This window comes from Parvibaculum sp. (assembly GCF_049651025.1).
In the GTDB taxonomy this organism is placed as follows: Bacteria; Pseudomonadota; Alphaproteobacteria; order Parvibaculales; family Parvibaculaceae; genus Parvibaculum.
This window is the reverse complement of the sequence record NZ_JBASBH010000037.1, coordinates 1-17,746: the sequence shown is the minus strand read 5'-3', so window position 1 is coordinate 17,746 and position 17,746 is coordinate 1. Positions and strand designations below refer to the sequence as shown.

The window sequence follows — 17,746 nt, the reverse complement described above, 5'->3', positions numbered from 1 at the left end:
ATCGGCGTTCAAGATGACGCCTCGATTTCGGTGCCGAGCACATATCGCTCTACCGCCTTGGCAAATCCGTCTTCCTCATGGGACGCAGTGACGAACTGCGCTTGTCTCTGCACCTCGGCGTCAGCATTGCCCATTGCGATACTGAGGCCGCTCTTGCGGAACATCAGAACGTCGTTCGGCATGTCGCCAATGGTGGCTATTTCTGCGTGGGGGATAGACAAGAGCCTCGACAGGGTCGTGACGACCATCCCCTTGTTGGCATCGGGATGCGTGATGTCGAGATAGTAGGATTGCGAACATGTCGCCGAAGCCCGAGAGCCCAATATGCTTTGCGCTTCTCTTTCGCAGCGAGCCATCAGATCAGGATCGTCGCTGACACCGACAATCTTGGCCGCGCGGTCGAGGACCATCTCGAAATTGTCAACGACGGTCGGTGTAAACTGGACCGCCTTTTCTTCACTCGCGACATGCGCGGCCGCCTTGTCGCGGACCAGCCAGTCCTCGCCGCTATAGACCCAGACATCCAGGCCGCGATCGAGGATAAGTTTCACCGCGCGCCGCGCGACATCGGCGGCGAGAAGATGCTCTTCAATCGGCGTCAGGTCGGGAGCAACGAGCACCCCTCCGTTGAAACCGGCGATAGGTGTCCTGAGCGCCAGCGGCTCGATCAGCATTTCCATGCCGCGCGGCGGCCGACCGCTGGTGATGGCAAATGCGATACCGGCGGCAGCCAACGCTTGCACGGCGGCGCGGGCGCGCGGCGTCAGCACCTTGTCCGCCGTGACAAGCGTGCCATCGACATCCGCGATGAGAGCCGAAATCTTGGTTCTTGGAATCCGTTCGTTCGCTGTCATGGCAGTTTGCTCTCCCGCTTGCCATTGAACGGGCGCCAGTGCCGCCCATCGCGCGCGAGCAATGCTTCCGCCTCTTTGGGGCCGGTGCTGCCTGCGGGATAGATCGACAATGGCGAGCGATCCGCCGCCCAGGCATCGAGCACAGGTTGCACAACCTGCCATCCGCCTTCGATATTATCGGCGCGCTGGAACAAGGTGCCGTCGCCGATCATGCAATCGTAAAGCAGCGTTTCGTAACCCGTTCTCGGTGCCGCCTTGAAATAGTCCTCATAGTCGAATGTCATCTCGACGCCGCGCACATGCATGTTCGGCCCCGGCACCTTCGCGCTGAACCGCAAGGTCGCGCCCTCGTAGGGCTGGATATGAAGCGTGAGATCGTTGGGCGTCAGGTGCTCGACCGGCGTGTCGCGAAAGAGCGCCAATGGCGCCTGCTTGAACTGGATGACAATTTCGGTTTGCCGCTCGGAAAGCGCCTTGCCGGTCCGCAGATAGAACGGCACATCCGCCCAGCGCCAATTGTCGATCATGAATTTCAGCGCGACATAGGTTTCCGTCGTCGAATCCGGCGCGACGTCGGGAGCCTTCCGATAAGGCTCGATCTCCCTGTCCCCGATTTTTCCCGCGTCATATTGCGCGCTCACGACATTCGTCCGCACGTCCTCGCGAGAGAAGCGACGGACGGCGTCGAGCACCTTGGCTTTTTCGCTGCGCAAAGCCTCGACGTCGAAGCAGCTCGGCGGCTCCATCGCAATGAGCGTCAGAAGCTGAAAGAGATGGTTCGGCACCATGTCGCGCAACGCTCCGGTTGCATCATAGAACTTGCCGCGTCGCTCGACGTCGACGGTCTCGGCCACAGTGATCTGCACATGATCGATGTGGTCGCGATTCCAGAGCGGTTCGAAAAGACCATTGGCGAACCGGAACACCATGATGTTCTGAACGGTTTCCTTTCCGAGATAATGATCGATCCGATAGACCTGCTGTTCGCTGAGCACACTGAGGATGTCGCGATCAAGAGCTTTGGCCGACAGAAGATCGTGCCCAAAGGGCTTTTCGACAATCACTCTGCGCCATTGATCGTCCGCCTCTTTGACGAGGCCGGACTGGCCGAGATGGTGGACGATAGGCGCGAATGCTTCGGGTGGCGTTGCAAGATAAAAGAGGACATTGCCGCCGGTATCATCGGCTTTTCTGATTTCCGCCAGACGTTGCGCCAGTGCTTCGTAGGCCGCCGGATCGTCGAACTCGCCGCGCAGATAATGCACGCGTTTCATCAACCATTGCAGATCGTCCTGCGTCACGCTGTCGTCGATAAATTCGTGAAGCGCTGCGCCGAGTTCGTTGCGGAAACTTTCGTCATTCTTGCCGGCCCGGGCAACGGCAATCACGGCGAATTGTTCCGGCAGGAGCTTTGCCCGGCGAAGGTTGCACAGAGCGGGCATGAGCAGGCGTTTGGTAAGATCCCCCGCGCCTCCGAAGATGACGAAGGTGCAAGGCGGTGCGAGGTTTTGCCTCTCCGCCACTTCAGGCACCTGCCTTTGGTTCGACATGGCCGCCGAACTCGTGCCGCATGGCCGAGAGCAGCTTGTCGGCGAGACTGTCCTTCTCGCGCGAGCGGAAACGGGCATAAAGCGCCGCGGACAATACGTTGGCCGGTACCGCCTCTTCGATGGCGGCCATGATTGTCCAGCGCCCCTCGCCGGAATCGTCGACGAAGCCAGTATAGCCTGCGAGCTTCGGGTCTTCGGCAAAGGCCATCGCCGTCAGATCGAGAAGCCACGAGCCGATGACGCTGCCGCGTCGCCAGACTTCAGCGATGTCGGGCAGATCGAGCGTATAGCGTCGCTCTTCGGGCACTTCTGCCCCTGCCCCTTCTTGCAGGATTTCGAAGCCCTCTGCATAGGCTTGCATCAGCCCGTATTCGATCCCGTTATGCACCATCTTGACGAAGCGCCCGGCACCGCTGGGGCCGCAATGGACGTAGCCGCGCTCCACACGCGGGTCGCGCCCTTCGCGCCCTGCCGTTTGCGGAATGTCGCCGCGTCCCGGTGCCAGATCGCTGAAGATCGGATCGAGGGCATCGACTGGCTCCTTGTCACCACCGATCATCAGGCAATAGCCGCGCTCCAGCCCCCAGACGCCGCCGCTGGTGCCGCAATCGACATAGTGGATGCCCTTCACCTTGAGGGCTTTCGCGCGACGAACGTCGTCTTTGTAGAAAGAGTTTCCGCCGTCGATAATCGTGTCTCCAGCCTCGAGCATGTCGCCAAGCTGTGTCACGGCATTCTCGGTAATTTCGCCGGATGGCAGCATCACCCAAACGGCACGCGGCTTTTCGAGACGGTGCACAAGATCTTCGAGACCGGCGCTTCCTGTTATGCCCCTGCCTGCCAGCGCCTCAATCGCCGATTTGTTCTGATCGAAGACAACGCATTGATGCCCGCGCTGCGTCAGGCGACGAACGATATTGCCGCCCATGCGCCCCAAACCGATCATGCCGAGTTGCATTCTCTTTCTCCATTTTGTGCGCGTACCAGCACCTTCCGAACGGGTCGCCTCAGAACGGCGACCTCACCCGGTCACGTCGCCTTTGTTGCGGCTTTCGAAAGTTGTTGCTTCGCCGCCGCCAGAACTTTTTGAAATGTGAAGCCAAACCTGGGGAGAAGATCCTTGAGGGGCGCCGACGAGCCGAATGTGTGCATACCGATCCGGGCACCGTTCATACCGACATAGCGGTCCCAACCAAGCACGGAACCCGCTTCGACCGAGACGCGAGCGCGCACATGCGGCGGCAAGACATCGTCGCGATAGGCCTGATCCTGTTGCTCGAAGAGTTCCCACGACGGCATGCTGACGACGCGCGCGGCCACGCCTTCTTTCCTGAGCGCCTCATATGCTTCGATGCATAGGGCGACTTCGCTGCCTGTGCCGATGAGCAAGACATCGGGCCTGCCATCTGCCGCATCAGCCAGCACGTAGGCGCCACGCGCAAGGCCCGAGGCCGAGGCATAGCGGGCGCGGTCGAAGGTGGGGATAGGCTGACGGCTCAGAATGAGGCTGACCGGCCGATCCTTCAGCGCGGCAATAACGCGCCATGCTTCTGTCACTTCATTGGCGTCGGCGGGCCGCAGCGTGATCATGCCGGGAATGGCGCGCAGCGCGATGAGCTGCTCAATCGGCTGGTGCGTCGGCCCGTCTTCGCCGACGCCGATGGAGTCATGCGAGAAAATGTAGATGACGGGCAATTCCATCACCGCACTCAACCGCAATGCGGGCTTCAGATAGTCACTGAAGATGAGATAGGTCGAGACGAAGGCGCGGATATTGGACAGCGCGAGCCCGTTGGCAATCGCGGCCATGGCGTGTTCGCGAATTCCGAAATGGAAATTGCGGCCGCCATATGTCTCCGCCTCGAAATCCCCAGCCTTCTCGAAAGTGAGTGTGGTCTTGGTTGATGAGCCGAGATCGGCGGCGCCGCCGATAAGCCAGGGAAAATGCGGCGCTATGGCGTTCAACACATCGCCGGATGCAGTGCGGCTCGGAAGCCCTTTCGCATCGGCAGGAAAACTCGGCAGCGCCGCATCCCAGCCGTCTGGAAGTTCGCGCTTTTGCATAAGCTCAAGCTCGATGGCCAGCTCTGGATATTTTTCGCGATAGGCACTGAGTTGCTTCAACCAGGCGTTTCGAAGAGTCCGCCCATGCTCTCCGATACCGGCCTGAAAATGCTCCGGCACGCCGTCTGGCACAAGAAAGCTTGAATCCTCGGGCCAGCCATAGTTGCGCTTGGTAAGGCGAACTTCTTCCGCACCAAGAGGCTCTCCATGCGCTGCGCTCGTGTCGTGCTTGTGGGGGGAGCCGTAACCGATGTGGCTATCCACGACGATCAATGTCGGCACGGCGCTGGTGCGCCCGAAACGCTCGAAGGCCTGCGCGAGCCTTTCCAGGTCGTTTGCGTCGCCCACATGCTCCACGTTCCAGCCATAGGCCAGAAAACGCGCCGCGACATCTTCGCTGAAGGCAAGATCGGTATGGCCTTCAATCGTCACGCGATTATTGTCGTAGATCCAGCACAGGTTGCCGAGCATGAGATGCCCGGCCAGTGAGGCCGCTTCGCTGGCCACACCTTCCATCATGTCGCCATCGCTGCAGAGCACGTAGACGTTGTAATCGAATATCGGGAAGTCAGGCCGGTTGAAGCGATGCCCGATCCACTTGGCCGCCACGGCCATGCCGACGCTCGTCGCACAGCCCTGCCCGAGCGGACCTGTCGTCGTCTCGACGCCGGGCGTCAGGCGATATTCAGGGTGACCCGTGCATTTGCTATCAAGCTGACGGAACCTCTTGATATCGTCGAGCGTGACGGAAAGTTCGTCCCGCCGCTCATGGTCGGCGCTTACCGCTTTCACCCTCGTCAGATGCAGCAGCGAATAGAGCAGCATCGAGGCATGGCCCGCAGACAGCACAAAGCGGTCGCGGTTCAGCCAGAGCGGATCTTCGGGATCAAAACGCAGAAAATTTTGCCAGAGCGTATAGGCAACGGGCGCCATCGCCATGGGCGTACCCGGGTGGCCCGAATTGGCCGCCTGAACGGCGTCGATGGACAATGTTCGAATGGTATTTATGCAGAGTTGATCGATGGACGCCGGGCCATCTGAATTTCTCTCTGGAAAATCTTCTTTTGAAGGGCTCGACTTCCCCGGAAAAGTTTCCAGTGGCGATATGACCTTCTCACCCTCCGCCCCCTTGGAAATGCGAGCATCCCAAGCGCGCTTTTGATCCGTCATCGCTCTTCCTCGCCGTTCCCGAAGCCGGAAAATCGGCTTTCAGTCGAACATCAGCGACAAGAATTCCCACGACAGCAGCGCTATCGAGGGCTAATGAGCCAATCGGAGTGGTCAGTTGTCGCGAGGGCAGCCGGCTTAACTTCCAGCTTGGCTGTGCAGAACTCTCAACAGAAACGAGGGCGGGGATATTTGGTTCCCTCGGCGTCATGATAAAAGCCGCCCTGCCGCCAGCCCCTTCTCACGCGGGGTTTTGCATGAGCTCGTCGCGGAAAACACCTTTGGCGATCGCGGTCAGAAAGCACGCGCGGACTGGCGCTATGGCAACCCCTGAACTAACATTCCACCCGGACCACCCGACGGGTCGATCAGCCTGCCATCGTTAAAAAAGGAAACATTTCCGGGGATGTCGCATCAAGCTGCCCTCATCGCCCTGCTCGTGCTTCCTTTTGCCGGCAGTCTTGCCGCCGCGCTGGTTCCCACCAATGCCCGCAACGTTGAGGCGGGGCTATGCGCCCTGATCGCGCTCACCGGTTTTGCCCTCGTTATTTCGCTTTATCCGGCGGTCGATAATGGCGACATCATTCGCCATGAGATCGCCTGGATACCGCAATTCGGGCTGAGCTTCGTCTTGCGCATGGACGGTTTTGCCTGGCTGATGTCCTTGCTGATAACCGGAATCGGGCTGCTGGTGGTGCTTTATGCGCGCTACTACATGTCGCCTTCCGATCCGGCTGCGCGCTTTTACTCGTTCTTGCTGGCCTTCATGGGCGCAATGCTCGGGATCGTACTCGCGGGCAATCTGATCCAGCTCGTGTTCTTCTGGGAATTGACCACCCTCGTCTCTTTTCTCCTGATCGGATATTGGCACCACAATGCCAGCGCACGCGACGGCGCGCGCATGGCCCTGATCGTTACGGGCACGGGCGGGCTCTGCATGTTCGCCGGTGTTCTCATCATCGGTCACATTGTCGGCAGCTACGATCTGGATCGGGTGCTCGCGGCTGGCGATCTGATCAGGGCGCACTTCCTATATCGACCGGTACTGATCCTCGTCCTGCTTGGCGCGCTGACCAAGAGTGCGCAGTTTCCGTTTCATTTCTGGTTGCCGAACGCCATGGCGGCGCCGACACCCGTCTCGGCCTACCTGCATTCCGCCACGCTGGTGAAAGCCGGCGTATTTCTTCTCGTGCGCCTCTGGCCCGCATTGGGCGGGACGGATGATTGGCTCTTCCTCGTCGGCACCGCGGGCCTGATCACATTCGTACTCGGCGCCTATCTCGCGATTTTCCAGCAAGACCTCAAAGGCGTATTGGCCTATTCGACGATCAGCCATCTCGGCCTGATTACATTGCTGATCGGACTCGACAGTCCGCTCGCTCTGATCGCGGCTATTTTTCACATCATGAACCACGCCATGTTCAAGGCCTCGCTGTTCATGGCCGCAGGCATCATCGACCATGAGACAGGCACGCGCGATATTCGCCGCCTGAGCGGGCTGTGGAGCTTCATGCCCATCACAGCAACGCTTGCCATGGTCGCCGCTGCCGCCATGGCGGGGGTTCCGCTGCTCAACGGATTCCTCTCCAAGGAAATGTTCTTCGCGGAAACCATCGAGACCCACAGCGGATCGTTCGTCGACAACGCGCTCCCCTATATCGCAACCGTCGCCGCCGTTTTCAGCGTCGCCTATTCGCTGCGCTTCATCCGCGACGTGTTTTTCGGCCCCGACCCGGTGGACCTGCCGCATGCGCCGCATGAGCCGCCCATCTGGATGCGCCTGCCGGTCGCGCTCCTTGTCCTTGCCTGCGTCGTCGTCGGGATCGTTCCGGCAATGACGGCGGGACCGTTGCTGGACACGGCGGCGCGTTCCGTGCTCGGCGCCGGAATGCCGACCTACAGCCTTGCGGTCTGGCACGGCTTCACATTTCCGCTGCTGATGAGCGTGATCGCATTGGCGGGAGGCATCGCCCTCTATTTCAGCCTGCATAGCTATCTGACAACCAGCGAGGCCGGTTCACCGTTACTCCGCAATATCAAAGGCCAGCGGATATTCGACCGCGTGATGGTCACGGTTTCATGGCGCTGGGCACGATCACTCGAAGCCTTTCTCGGCACCCGCCGCCTGCAACCACAATTGAGGATTCTGGTTTGCGCCGCGATCATTGCTGCTGCATGGCCGCTTGCGACGCATGGGCTCAAGGCCGGCGACGTTGATCCCTCCATCGTCAATCCGGCCTTTGCCCTACTCTGGGTGGTCGGCATTGGCTGCGCCATTGCCGCCGCTTATCTGGCCAAATATCACCGGCTGGCCGCGTTGATCCTTGCCGGTGGCGCCGGTCTCGTCACATGCATCACTTTCGTCTGGCTGTCGGCGCCTGACCTTGCCTTGACGCAGTTGCTTGTCGAAGTCGTCACCACGGTGCTCATTCTGCTTGGCCTGCGCTGGCTGCCCAAGCGGATCGAGGAGATAGACCTCGAGGCTCCCGCTTCACCATCAGTGGTCGGCCGCCGCATTCGCGACATCGCTATTGCCGTCATCGGCGGCGCCGGTTTGTCGGCGATCGTTTATTCGGTGATGACGCGCGGAAGCCCCGACGGCATCGCCGCATATTTTCTGGAAAACGCCTATACGCAAGGCGGCGGCAAGAATGTCGTCAATGTCATCCTTGTCGATTTCCGCGGCTTCGACACCATCGGAGAAATCACCGTTCTCGGCACCGTCGCGCTGACCGTCTTTGCTCTGTTGCGCCGTTTCCGCCCGGCACCCGACAGCATCGAACTCCCCGAGCAGCAACGCTTGCAGAACACCAATGACGATGCCGATGCCGAGCGCAGCATCGGCGACACCATTGCCGATTATCTGACGGTTCCTGCGGTGATCATGCAGCTCCTTTTCCCATTCATCGCCATGCTGGCCATATATCTGTTCATGCGGGGCCACGACCTTCCGGGCGGCGGCTTCGTGGCGGGCATAACAATGGCGGCGGGGCTTATCCTGCAATATATGGCCGGTGGCGTTCGTTGGGTGGAAACGCGGCTATATGTGCAGCCCGTTCGCTGGATGGCGATAGGGCTTCTTCTGGTGGCCGCCGCCGGGGCAGGCTCGTGGCTGTTTTCCTATCCGTTCCTGACCTCGCATACGGCCCATCCCGATTTGCCCGTCATAGGCATGGTGCCGCTTGCAAGCGCCATGATCTTCGATCTCGGCGTGTTCCTGCTGGTCGTGGGAGCGACGGCCCTCATTCTGATCGCGCTCGCCCACCAGAGCGGCCGCACGCACAGGGTGCCGCAGATGCGGGCGCGCCCTGCTGCCGCCAGGGAGGGCTGATGGAAATCATTCTGTCACTGGGGATTGGGGCGCTTGCGGGCTCGGGCATCTGGCTTGTGCTTCGTCCGCGCACCTTTCAGGTCATCATCGGCCTGACGCTGCTGTCCTATGCCATCAATCTTTTCATCTTCTCCATGGGACGGCTGCAAACCGGCATGCCACCCATTCTGACGAGCGGCGAGGCTGGCGATCCGGCGCAATATGCCGATCCGCTGCCGCAGGCGCTTGTGCTCACCGCTATCGTGATCGGCTTTGCCACGACGGCGCTTTTCCTCGTCGTTCTTCTTGCTTCGCGCGGATTGACCGGCACCGACCATGTTGACGGCACAGGGCGAAACACGTGATCGACTGGATCAACCATCTGATCGTCGCGCCGATCATTATCCCGCTCGTCGCCGGCGCCTCGATGATGCTCATCGACGAACGCCAGCGCGCGGTGAAAGCCGCAATCGGCATGGCGTCGATACTCTCGCTGATCGCAGTGGCGACGACCTTGCTGTATCTGGCGGATCACCCGACGGGCGATGCGGCCGCCGCGCATGTGGGCGTCTATCGCATCGGCAACTGGCCTGCCCCGTTCGGGATCGTGCTGGTCGTCGATCGCCTCTCCGCGCTCATGGTGTTACTAACCAGCGTTCTGGCGCTAGCCGCCGCGGTGTTCGCGCTCGCCCGCTGGCACCGGGCCGGTCCGTATTTTCATGCCCTGCTGCAGTTTCTGCTCATGGGGCTCAACGGTGCGTTTCTCACCGGCGATCTTTTCAATCTGTTCGTCTTTTTCGAGCTTCTGCTGGTCGCTTCCTACGGCCTGGCCTTGCATGGCTCAGGCCTCGCACGCGTCAAGGCAGGGCTGCACTATATCGCGGTCAATCTCGTCGCATCGCTACTGTTTCTCATCGGCGTGAGCCTGATCTATGGCGTAACCGGCACGCTCAACATGGCCGATCTGGCCGTTCGCATCCCGCTGATACCTGCCGAGAACAGGGCACTCTTCGAGATCGGCGCCGCCGTTCTGGGAACTGCGTTTCTGACCAAGGCAGGCATGTGGCCTCTGAGTTTCTGGCTGCCGACCACCTATGGCGCAGCCGCGCCGCCGGTGGCGGCCATGTTCGCGATCATGAGCAAGGTCGGCATCTATGTCGTGCTTCGGCTCTCGCTGCTTCTGTTCGGCGCGGAAAGCGGCGCATCGGCGCAGTTCGGCCGCGAATGGCTGCTGTTCGGCGGAATGGCCACGATCGTATTTGGTACGATCGGTGTTCTCGCGTCGCAGGATCTGCGACGGCTCGCAGGATTTTCTGTGCTGGTGTCGTCCGGCACGATACTCACAGCCATCGGCATCGGCGGCATTGGCGTCATCAGCGGCGCTCTGTTCTATCTGCTCAGTTCAACCCTTGCCATTGCGGCGTTCTTCTTGCTGATCGAACTCGTCGAGCGCGGACGCGAAGCGGGCGCCGACGTTCTCGCCGTAACCATTGAGGCCTATGGCGGTGACGGCGAGGAAGAGGCCGAGGATGCAGAGGAAGGGATCGCCGTGCCAGCGATCCTTGCGGTGCTCGGCGTCAGTTTCCTCGGTTGCGCGCTTCTGCTCGCAGGGCTGCCCCCCCTGTCGGGCTTTGTCGCCAAATTTATATTGCTTTCAGCCCTTCTCAATCCTTCAGGACTCGAGGCCGACACCGCTATAGCAGCCGTCTCGTGGGCGTTCCTGATTTTGCTGATAGCCTCCGGCCTGACGACATTTATCGGCATGATCCGCGCGGGGATGCGCGTATTCTGGACACCGTTCGAGCGCACGCAGCCTCGTGTACGCATCATTGAATTTGTGCCCGTCGCATTTCTTCTGCTTGGCAGCCTGGGGCTCACAATAGCGGCGGGACCGGTCTTGCGTTACACGGAGGCGACGGCGCAATCCATCTATGCATCGCCGGATTATATCCGCAGTGTGCTGACGCCTTCCGCCGGACAGCGCCCCATCGACGGGAGCGGCTCATGACGCGCTGGTTGCCATTTCCGCTTTTGTTCGTCGCTCTTCTGGCGATGTGGCTCTTGCTCAACCAGACATTGGCGCTCGGTCATATTCTGCTCGGGGGCGCGCTCGCACTGTGCCTTTCCTGGGCCATGGTGGCACTGCAGCCGGACAGGGTCAAAATCCGGCATCCGCTGACCATCATCCGTCTCATTTTCTCGGTGCTGATCGACATCGTGCGATCCAACCTGGCGGTCGCACGAATAGTCCTCAGCCCGCGACTGCGCAAACACCCGTCCGCCTTCGTCAATATTCCGCTCGAGCTGCGGCATCCATATGGATTGGCGGTGCTTGCATGCATCATCACCGCCACGCCCGGCACGCTTTGGGTCGGGTTCAATTCCGCAACGGGAATACTCACCATCCATGTGCTTGATCTTGTAGACGAGAATTCATGGATCGACACCATCAAGAGCCGCTACGAGCGGCGCTTGCGGGAGATATTTGAATGACCATGGCGGTGTTGAACTGGTCCCTGACTATCAGCCAGATTCTCGTATCGCTCGCGTTGATATGCGCGGCATTCAGGATGCTTCGGGGACCGCGCGCGCAGGACCGCGTGCTCGGCCTTGATGCGGCCTATCTGAACGGAATGCTCTTGCTGCTACTATTCGGCATCCGCTCCGGCGATACGGTTTATTTCGAGGCGGCGCTGATCATTGCCGTGCTGGGCTTCATCGGAACTGCCGCCCTTGCCAAATTCCTGATGCGCGGCGAGGTGATCGAATGAATTCCGCGGCCGAACTGCCCGGTTGGGTGGCGCTCCTCACCTCGCTCCTCATTCTGCTCGGGGCGGGGTTTACATTCGTCGGCGCGATAGGACTGCTCCGACTCAAAAGCTTCTACGACCGGGTTCATGCCCCGACTTTGGGCACGACACTTGGCATGGCCTGCATCGTCATAGCTTCCATGATCTTCTTTTCGGCAACGCAAACCCGGCCCGCGGTACATGAGCTGCTGATCGTCGTATTCATCACGATCACCACACCCGTCACGCTGATGCTTCTGGTACGGGCCGCGCTCTTCCGAGACCACGCCGAAAACGGCACGCAAGAGGCGGAACAGGACGCTGCACCCGACAGGGACAACGCGCACTGAGCTTGGCCAGCGGTTGCGCCCGGTTTCCGAACCTGCAACAGCGTTCAGACGGGCGTCGCCGTCAAATCTATCTACTTCAAAGGATGGGTGGTGCACCGGGAAGGATTCGAACCTCCGACCCTCAGATTCGTAGTCTGATGCTCTATCCAGCTGAGCTACCGGTGCGGGCGCCTGCGTGAGGGCGGCTGGAGGCCGCCGTCTTCAGGGCGGGCAACTCTTAAAGGGAAGCGCCGCTTATGGCAAGGGCTGAGAGAGGTCAAATATGCCTTCTCTCATCCGCCATGCCGGGAGCGGTAACTCACGGCGTCTCCTAGGGTTTCCGCCTCGTAAACGCCACGGGCGACGGCCCGGGCGACGCAGTCTGCGGCGATACTGCCCAACTCCAGCACGAGGGCCGGGCGACGCTCGGTTCCCAGTGCCCGCGTTCCCGTGGCGAGAACGAAAAGCACGTCCCCGTCAAAGGGTGCGTGAACGGGCCTGATCGCGCGGGCAAGCCCGTCCTGGGCCATGATGGCGACGCGGTGCGCTTCGGCGGGCGTGAGGTCGGCATTGACCGCGATGCAGCCGATGGTGGTGTTGCTCCCCGCCTGCGCTGCCGCCTCGCCCTTGGTGCCGGTGAGCGGGTCGAGGGTTGAGAAGGCGCGCATATCGGAGGGCCAGCCGCGCCCGCCGAACTCGCCGTCAAGCTCATAAGGGGCCGCCCAGAAGGACGAACTGCCGGGCATAAGTACCGAACCGTAAGGATTTACGGCGATGAGCGCGCCGATCTGGAAGCCGCCGGAGGTGACGGCGGAGGCGGAGCCGAGGCCGCCCTTGAGCTGCCCTGCCCGCGCGCCGAGGCCCGCGCCCGCATTGCCCAATGCAAAGCTACGGCCCGCATTGTCGCAGGCGCGGCGGCCCAGATCATTATAGGGCGGGTTCTCGCCCCACTCCTTGTCCCCGCCATTTGTGAGGTCGAAAAGGATGGCGGCGGGCACGACCGGCGCGACTTTTGTGGAATTGGCAAGGCCATAGCCGCGGCCGCGCGCGCCGAGCCAGGCGGTGGCGCCGGAGGCGGCGTCGAGGCCGTAGACGGAGCCACCCGACAGCACCACGGCATCAACGGAATCGACGAGACAGGCGGCATCGAGCGCATCGGTTTCGCGCGTGCCGGGCGCACCGCCACGCGCATCGACGGCGGCGACAGCGCGCGCGTCGGGAAGGATAACCGTCGATCCTGAAAGGGCTTTCTCATCTTCCGCATTGCCGACGCTTATGCCGTCGACATCGGTAATGAGGTTGAGAGGCCCCTTGCGGATGGTGCCGATGTTCATAAGCTGTACCCTGAAGTTGCGCGGGAGACGGCGTCGGGGGAAACCGGGCTGCACCCCTTCAGCAGAGCCTGAGTGAAGAGGAGTGCGGCATGCCGCTCAAGCGATTTTTGCCCGTTATAGGCGCGGCGCTGATTGTTGTCGTCATCGCCCTGTGGCTGACCGTCGGCCAGGGCGAGCACGACGCCTATATGGTGGCCGCGGCAAACCCCTATGCGAGCGAAGCGGGCGGGGACATTCTGAAAAAAGGCGGCAGCGCCGTCGATGCGGCCATCGCCGTACAGGCTGTGCTGACGCTGGTGGAGCCGGAATCCTCGGGTCTCGCGGGCGGGGCCTTCATGCTCTATCGCAAACCGGGAAGCGAAAAGCTCGACGCCTATGACGGGCGCGAGACGGCGCCGGCGGGCGCACGGCCCGATATGTTTCTGGATGAGGATAAAAAGCCGCTCGGCATTATCCCCGCCATCCTGAGCGGTCGCTCGGTCGGCGCGCCGGGGGCGGTGGCGCTGCTGGCGCTCGCGCATAAGGAGCATGGCAAGCTCGAATGGGCGAGCCTTTTCGAGCGCGCGATTGAGCTTTCCGAGCGAGGGTTTGAGGTCTCGCCGAAGCTCGCCGCTGCGATCGCGCGCGACCCGGCGCTGGCGACGATGCCGGTGACGCAAGACTATTTTTTCACCAGGGACGCGAGCGGGAACCGGGTGCCGGTGGCAGCCGGAACCATATTAAAAAATCCCCGGCTTGCGCAGACGCTGCGAACCATCGCGAAAGAAGGGCCTGAGGGTTTCTACAAGGGGCCGGTCGCGCAGGAGATCGTCGATGCGGTCGCCCATGCGCCGTCAATGCCCGGAACGCTCTCGCTTGCCGATCTTGCGGGATATGAGGCCAAGCACCGCGACCCGCTTTGCCGTCCATATCGGGACTATCGCGTCTGCACCATGCCGCCGCCGACATCGGGCGGGATCGCGACGCTGCAAATCCTCGGCATTCTTGAAAACTTCGATATGGGGCGGATCGAGCCCATGTCGCTCGTCGCCGTGCATTTCATCGCGGAGGCCGAAAAGCTCGCCTATGCGGACCGGGGAAAATTTCTCGGCGATCCCGATTTCGTGCATGTGCCGGTCGACGCGCTGCTCGACGCGACCTATTTGCGCAAGCGCGCGGACCTCATCGACCCGAGCCTTTCAATGAAAGTCGCAAAGCCCGGCGACCTCGGCGACAAGCGCGCCGATGGTTATGGCAGCAATGTCTCGCTCGCCTACCCCTCGACCAGCCATTTCGCCATTGTCGATGCGGATGGCGGCGTCGTCTCGATGACGACATCGGTCGAAGCGCCATTCGGCAGCCACCTCATGGCGGGCGGCATGATCCTGAATAATCAGTTGACGGACTTTTCATTCCTGCCGGAGGAAGACGGCAAGCCGGTCGCCAATGCGGTCGCGCCGGGAAAGCGCCCCATGTCGGCGATGGACCCCGTCATCGTCTTCGACAAGCAGGGCGATTTCTTCGCCGCCATCGGCTCGCCCGGCGGCAGCCGCATCATCGGCTATGTGACGCAATCGCTGATCGCGCTGCTCGACTGGAACATGGACATGCAAACCGCCGTCTCGCTACCGCGCTTCCTCGACCGCAACGGGCCGCTTGAAATCGAGCAAGGCACGGAGCTGGAAAAACTCGTGCCGCAACTCAAGCAACTCGGTCATGAGATAAAGCTGCAAGCCATGAATAGCGGCTTGCACGGCATCCGCGCCACGGCGAAGGGGCTGGATGGCGGCGCGGACCCGAGGCGCGAGGGGAAGGTTGTGGAGGGGGTGAGGTAGCGGGTGCCTGACGTTACACGAAGCAATATCAGTGACTGAGGATCCACCTATATGGAGATCATCGCTGTCGCTCGCTCACGGCTTCGCGCAATCGATTTGAAACATCCCCGGGCGTATTATCTGAAGCCGCGAAGGTCTCAATGGCCATCCACACCCCATAAATTCGACTGCTGATCTCGGAATGCTGGGAATCTCTAAACTATTCTCATCAAAACACGTGCGCGACGACGAACACTACCGAGACTTCCGGGCCATTCAAAACCCGAGATCAGGCCGCTAAACACCTGGAAATTGTCGGTCGATACTATTTTTCACCACACAAACATTCCGTTAAGAAACTAATCTTTAATCACTGTACTGATACTCAGTATGAAGAGATAAGCTGGCACGAGCCAACGCGAGCCAACCAAGTTGTCAGTGATCTTAGGATTCGTCGCTCAGAGGATTTGAGCATTATGCGCAAAGCCCGAAGCGCGATGACAAACGACGCAGACCAGAGCGAGCTTCTGAACGGGAGTGCAGAGGCCGACGAGAATTATGTCGGCGACAAAACCCGCAAGGAGACTGCAGCGAGGGGACAAGCCCAACAAGCTGAGGCACGGCAATTCAGCTTGGTATGATTGAGCGCGGAGGAGGGGAATGGTGGACTCTGCAGGAAAATGCGACTTCAGCGGAATTCTGGCGGCGATAGTGGGCACATGAAACCCGCGAAGCACAAGCCGGAAAACCACCTCTATTACGGCGACAATCTGTCAATCATGCAGCACATGCCAAAGCATTGTGTTGACCTGATCTATCTTGATCCTCCGTTTAATTCAAAACAGAACTACAACCTTATTTACAAAAACATGACGGGCAAGCCAGTGCCCGATCAGGCTGATGCCTTCTGTGACACGTGGGAGATGGATGCAGAGAAAGAAGAGTTAGCGAAGGCAATGCCCGTTCTCATGCGCAAGATGGGCGTTGAGGACTATTATGTCCAATTCTGGACATTATGGATTACGGCACTTCGTCAAACGCAACCACATTTGCTCGCTTATCTGATTTATATGGTGCAGCGCCTTCTGCACATGAAAAGCATCTTGCGACCGACGGGTTCAATCTATCTGCACTGCGACCCTACCGCGAGTCACTACATCAAAGTGATGATGGATGGCATATTCGGTCACAAGAATTTTCAGAATGAGATTATCTGGAAGCGCACCAGCGCGCATAATTCCGCGAAGCGTTGGGGGCCGGTGCATGATGTGGTCCTATTCTACACGGCATCAGAAAAGTACGTATGGAACAAGGTTTTTCAGAAATACGATGAAGGCTATACGGATGCTTTCTATCGGCATAAGGCCGAAGATGGTCGTATGTATCGCATCGGCGATCTGACTGGAGCCGGCATTCGCAACGGCGAGTCAGGGGCCGCGTGGCGGGGCGTTGATCCAACCGCCAAAGGGCGACATTGGGCGCCCTCACGTAAGTTTCCGGGCGGCGAACTTGTGCCGAAGACGACAATTGCCGCGCTGGACTATCTCGATAGTATTGGTCGCATCCACTGGCCAAAGAAGGGCGGCGTTCCGGGCTTTATCCGTTACCTGGATGATATGGAGGGCGTCCAGATTCAGGATGTGATCGACGATATTGCGCCGGTATCAGCACACGGCAAGGAACGTCTAGGTTATCCGACTCAAAAACCCGTTACGCTGCTTGATCGCATCATCCGCGCGTCTAGCAATAAGGGGGACGTTGTGTTCGACCCATTCTGTGGCTGCGGCACAACGATTTATGCCGCCGAAAGGAGCGAGCGCAAATGGATCGGTTGCGATATTGCCATTCTATCGATCAAGTTGGTCCGCGAGATTTTGACCGGCTCTGAATACCGCCGTGTTGAGGACGTCCATTTCGATGTCAGCGGAATCCCCGTTGGCGTCGAGCAGGCCCAAGAACTTTTTAAGCGCGACCCCTTCCAGTTTGAACATTGGATTGTTGAACGTATTGGCGGATTTCCAACGAAAAAGACCGGTGACAAGGGAATTGATGGCCGGATGTATTTCGAGACGACACTTGGCCTAAAGGCGATGGTATTATCCGTAAAGGGCGGCAATCTGCGACCTACGGATGTTCGCGACTTAGTCGGCGTCCTAGCGCACGAACCGGACACAGAGATGGCCGGTTTTTTGTCTCTCCAAGAACCCAGTAAGGCCATGCGGGAGGCCGCCGCCAAGGCAGGCCAATATACCTATCAAGGGATCAAATACGATCGTGTGCAGTTTTTGACGGCCAAAAACATTCTTGAAGATAAGCGCGAATTTCATACCCCCACCAAATTGGGGTCTCGGATTTCAACCGGCCAGCAATCTTTAGCCATTTAATCCCTTCGAGCCCACAAACTGGGCGGCATGCTCTATCGCGCGGTTTCCACCGTCGCCCACGCCAGCCCCAGCAGCGCTGGGTCGTCTCGCATGATGACGTTGACGGGGATCGTTGCGAGGTAGGTTTTGAATCTGCCTTTGGCTTCGAAGCGGTGGCGGAAGAGGGTGGGGT

14 protein-coding genes and 1 tRNA gene are annotated in these 17,746 nt (G+C 60.0%); 8 read left to right on the top strand and 7 right to left on the bottom strand.

The genetic code is table 11. From position 1 onward, the window contains the following. Positions 1–8 precede the first annotated feature (8 nt). From WA943_RS05020 to tkt, 4 genes are all read right to left on the bottom strand, one after another. Entirely contained in the window at positions 9–854 is an 846-nt protein-coding gene (locus WA943_RS05020) for a Cof-type HAD-IIB family hydrolase (RefSeq protein WP_424468751.1), read from the bottom strand. After that, positions 851–2,404 carry a glucose-6-phosphate dehydrogenase gene (zwf, locus tag WA943_RS05015; protein ID WP_424468750.1) on the bottom strand — a complete coding sequence of 518 codons (1,554 nt, stop codon included), beginning with the start codon at positions 2,402–2,404 and terminating at the stop codon, positions 851–853. The genes WA943_RS05020 and zwf overlap by 4 nt, the downstream gene beginning before the upstream one ends. Then, complete coding sequence (gene gnd / locus WA943_RS05010) at positions 2,379–3,362, bottom strand: phosphogluconate dehydrogenase (NAD(+)-dependent, decarboxylating) (RefSeq protein ID WP_424468749.1); 984 nt, start codon at positions 3,360–3,362, stop codon at positions 2,379–2,381. Before gnd ends, zwf begins: the two co-directional genes overlap by 26 nt. Before the next feature lie 71 nt (positions 3,363–3,433). Beyond that, the gene (gene tkt / locus WA943_RS05005; RefSeq protein ID WP_424468800.1) at positions 3,434–5,491 is read right to left on the bottom strand and encodes a transketolase; all 2,058 of its coding nucleotides are present in this window, start codon (positions 5,489–5,491) and stop codon (positions 3,434–3,436) included. A gap of 550 nt (positions 5,492–6,041) precedes the next feature. Between tkt and WA943_RS05000 the strand changes: the two genes are divergently transcribed. The 6 genes from WA943_RS05000 to mnhG are packed head-to-tail and all read left to right on the top strand — an operon-like array spanning position 6,042 to position 12,084. Beyond that, positions 6,042–8,966 carry a monovalent cation/H+ antiporter subunit A gene (locus WA943_RS05000; protein WP_424468748.1) on the top strand — a complete coding sequence of 975 codons (2,925 nt, stop codon included), beginning with the start codon at positions 6,042–6,044 and terminating at the stop codon, positions 8,964–8,966. Beyond that, entirely contained in the window at positions 8,966–9,310 is a 345-nt protein-coding gene (locus tag WA943_RS04995) for a Na+/H+ antiporter subunit C (RefSeq protein WP_424468747.1), read from the top strand. The genes WA943_RS05000 and WA943_RS04995 overlap by 1 nt, the downstream gene beginning before the upstream one ends. After that, a complete protein-coding gene (locus WA943_RS04990) occupies positions 9,307–10,953 on the top strand; it encodes a monovalent cation/H+ antiporter subunit D (RefSeq protein WP_424468746.1) in 1,647 nt (548 codons plus the stop codon). Before WA943_RS04995 ends, WA943_RS04990 begins: the two co-directional genes overlap by 4 nt. Next, complete coding sequence (locus WA943_RS04985; protein WP_424468745.1) at positions 10,950–11,438, top strand: Na+/H+ antiporter subunit E; 489 nt, start codon at positions 10,950–10,952, stop codon at positions 11,436–11,438. Before WA943_RS04990 ends, WA943_RS04985 begins: the two co-directional genes overlap by 4 nt. After that, positions 11,435–11,716 carry a K+/H+ antiporter subunit F gene (locus tag WA943_RS04980; protein ID WP_424468744.1) on the top strand — a complete coding sequence of 94 codons (282 nt, stop codon included), beginning with the start codon at positions 11,435–11,437 and terminating at the stop codon, positions 11,714–11,716. The genes WA943_RS04985 and WA943_RS04980 overlap by 4 nt, the downstream gene beginning before the upstream one ends. After that, the gene (mnhG, locus tag WA943_RS04975) at positions 11,713–12,084 is read left to right on the top strand and encodes a monovalent cation/H(+) antiporter subunit G (protein ID WP_424468743.1); all 372 of its coding nucleotides are present in this window, start codon (positions 11,713–11,715) and stop codon (positions 12,082–12,084) included. The genes WA943_RS04980 and mnhG overlap by 4 nt, the downstream gene beginning before the upstream one ends. Positions 12,085–12,172: 88 nt before the next feature. Here mnhG and WA943_RS04970 read toward each other — a convergent pair. Together WA943_RS04970 and WA943_RS04965 are read right to left on the bottom strand one after the other, a co-directional pair. Next, positions 12,173–12,249 (bottom strand) — tRNA-Arg (locus tag WA943_RS04970). Positions 12,250–12,356: 107 nt separating this feature from the next. Beyond that, positions 12,357–13,397, bottom strand: a complete 1,041-nt coding sequence (locus WA943_RS04965; protein ID WP_424468742.1) for a P1 family peptidase — start codon at positions 13,395–13,397, stop codon at positions 12,357–12,359. A gap of 89 nt (positions 13,398–13,486) precedes the next feature. Between WA943_RS04965 and ggt the strand changes: the two genes are divergently transcribed. Together ggt and WA943_RS04955 are read left to right on the top strand one after the other, a co-directional pair. Beyond that, entirely contained in the window at positions 13,487–15,211 is a 1,725-nt protein-coding gene (ggt, locus tag WA943_RS04960) for a gamma-glutamyltransferase (protein ID WP_424468741.1), read from the top strand. A 698-nt stretch (positions 15,212–15,909) separates the two neighbouring features. After that, entirely contained in the window at positions 15,910–17,574 is a 1,665-nt protein-coding gene (locus tag WA943_RS04955) for a DNA methyltransferase (protein ID WP_424468740.1), read from the top strand. Between the two features lie 32 nt (positions 17,575–17,606). Here the strand turns inward: WA943_RS04955 and WA943_RS04950 are convergent. Continuing rightward, positions 17,607–17,746, bottom strand: a 140-nt coding sequence (locus WA943_RS04950) for a glucokinase (RefSeq protein ID WP_424468799.1), incomplete at its 5' end; no start/stop codon positions are given.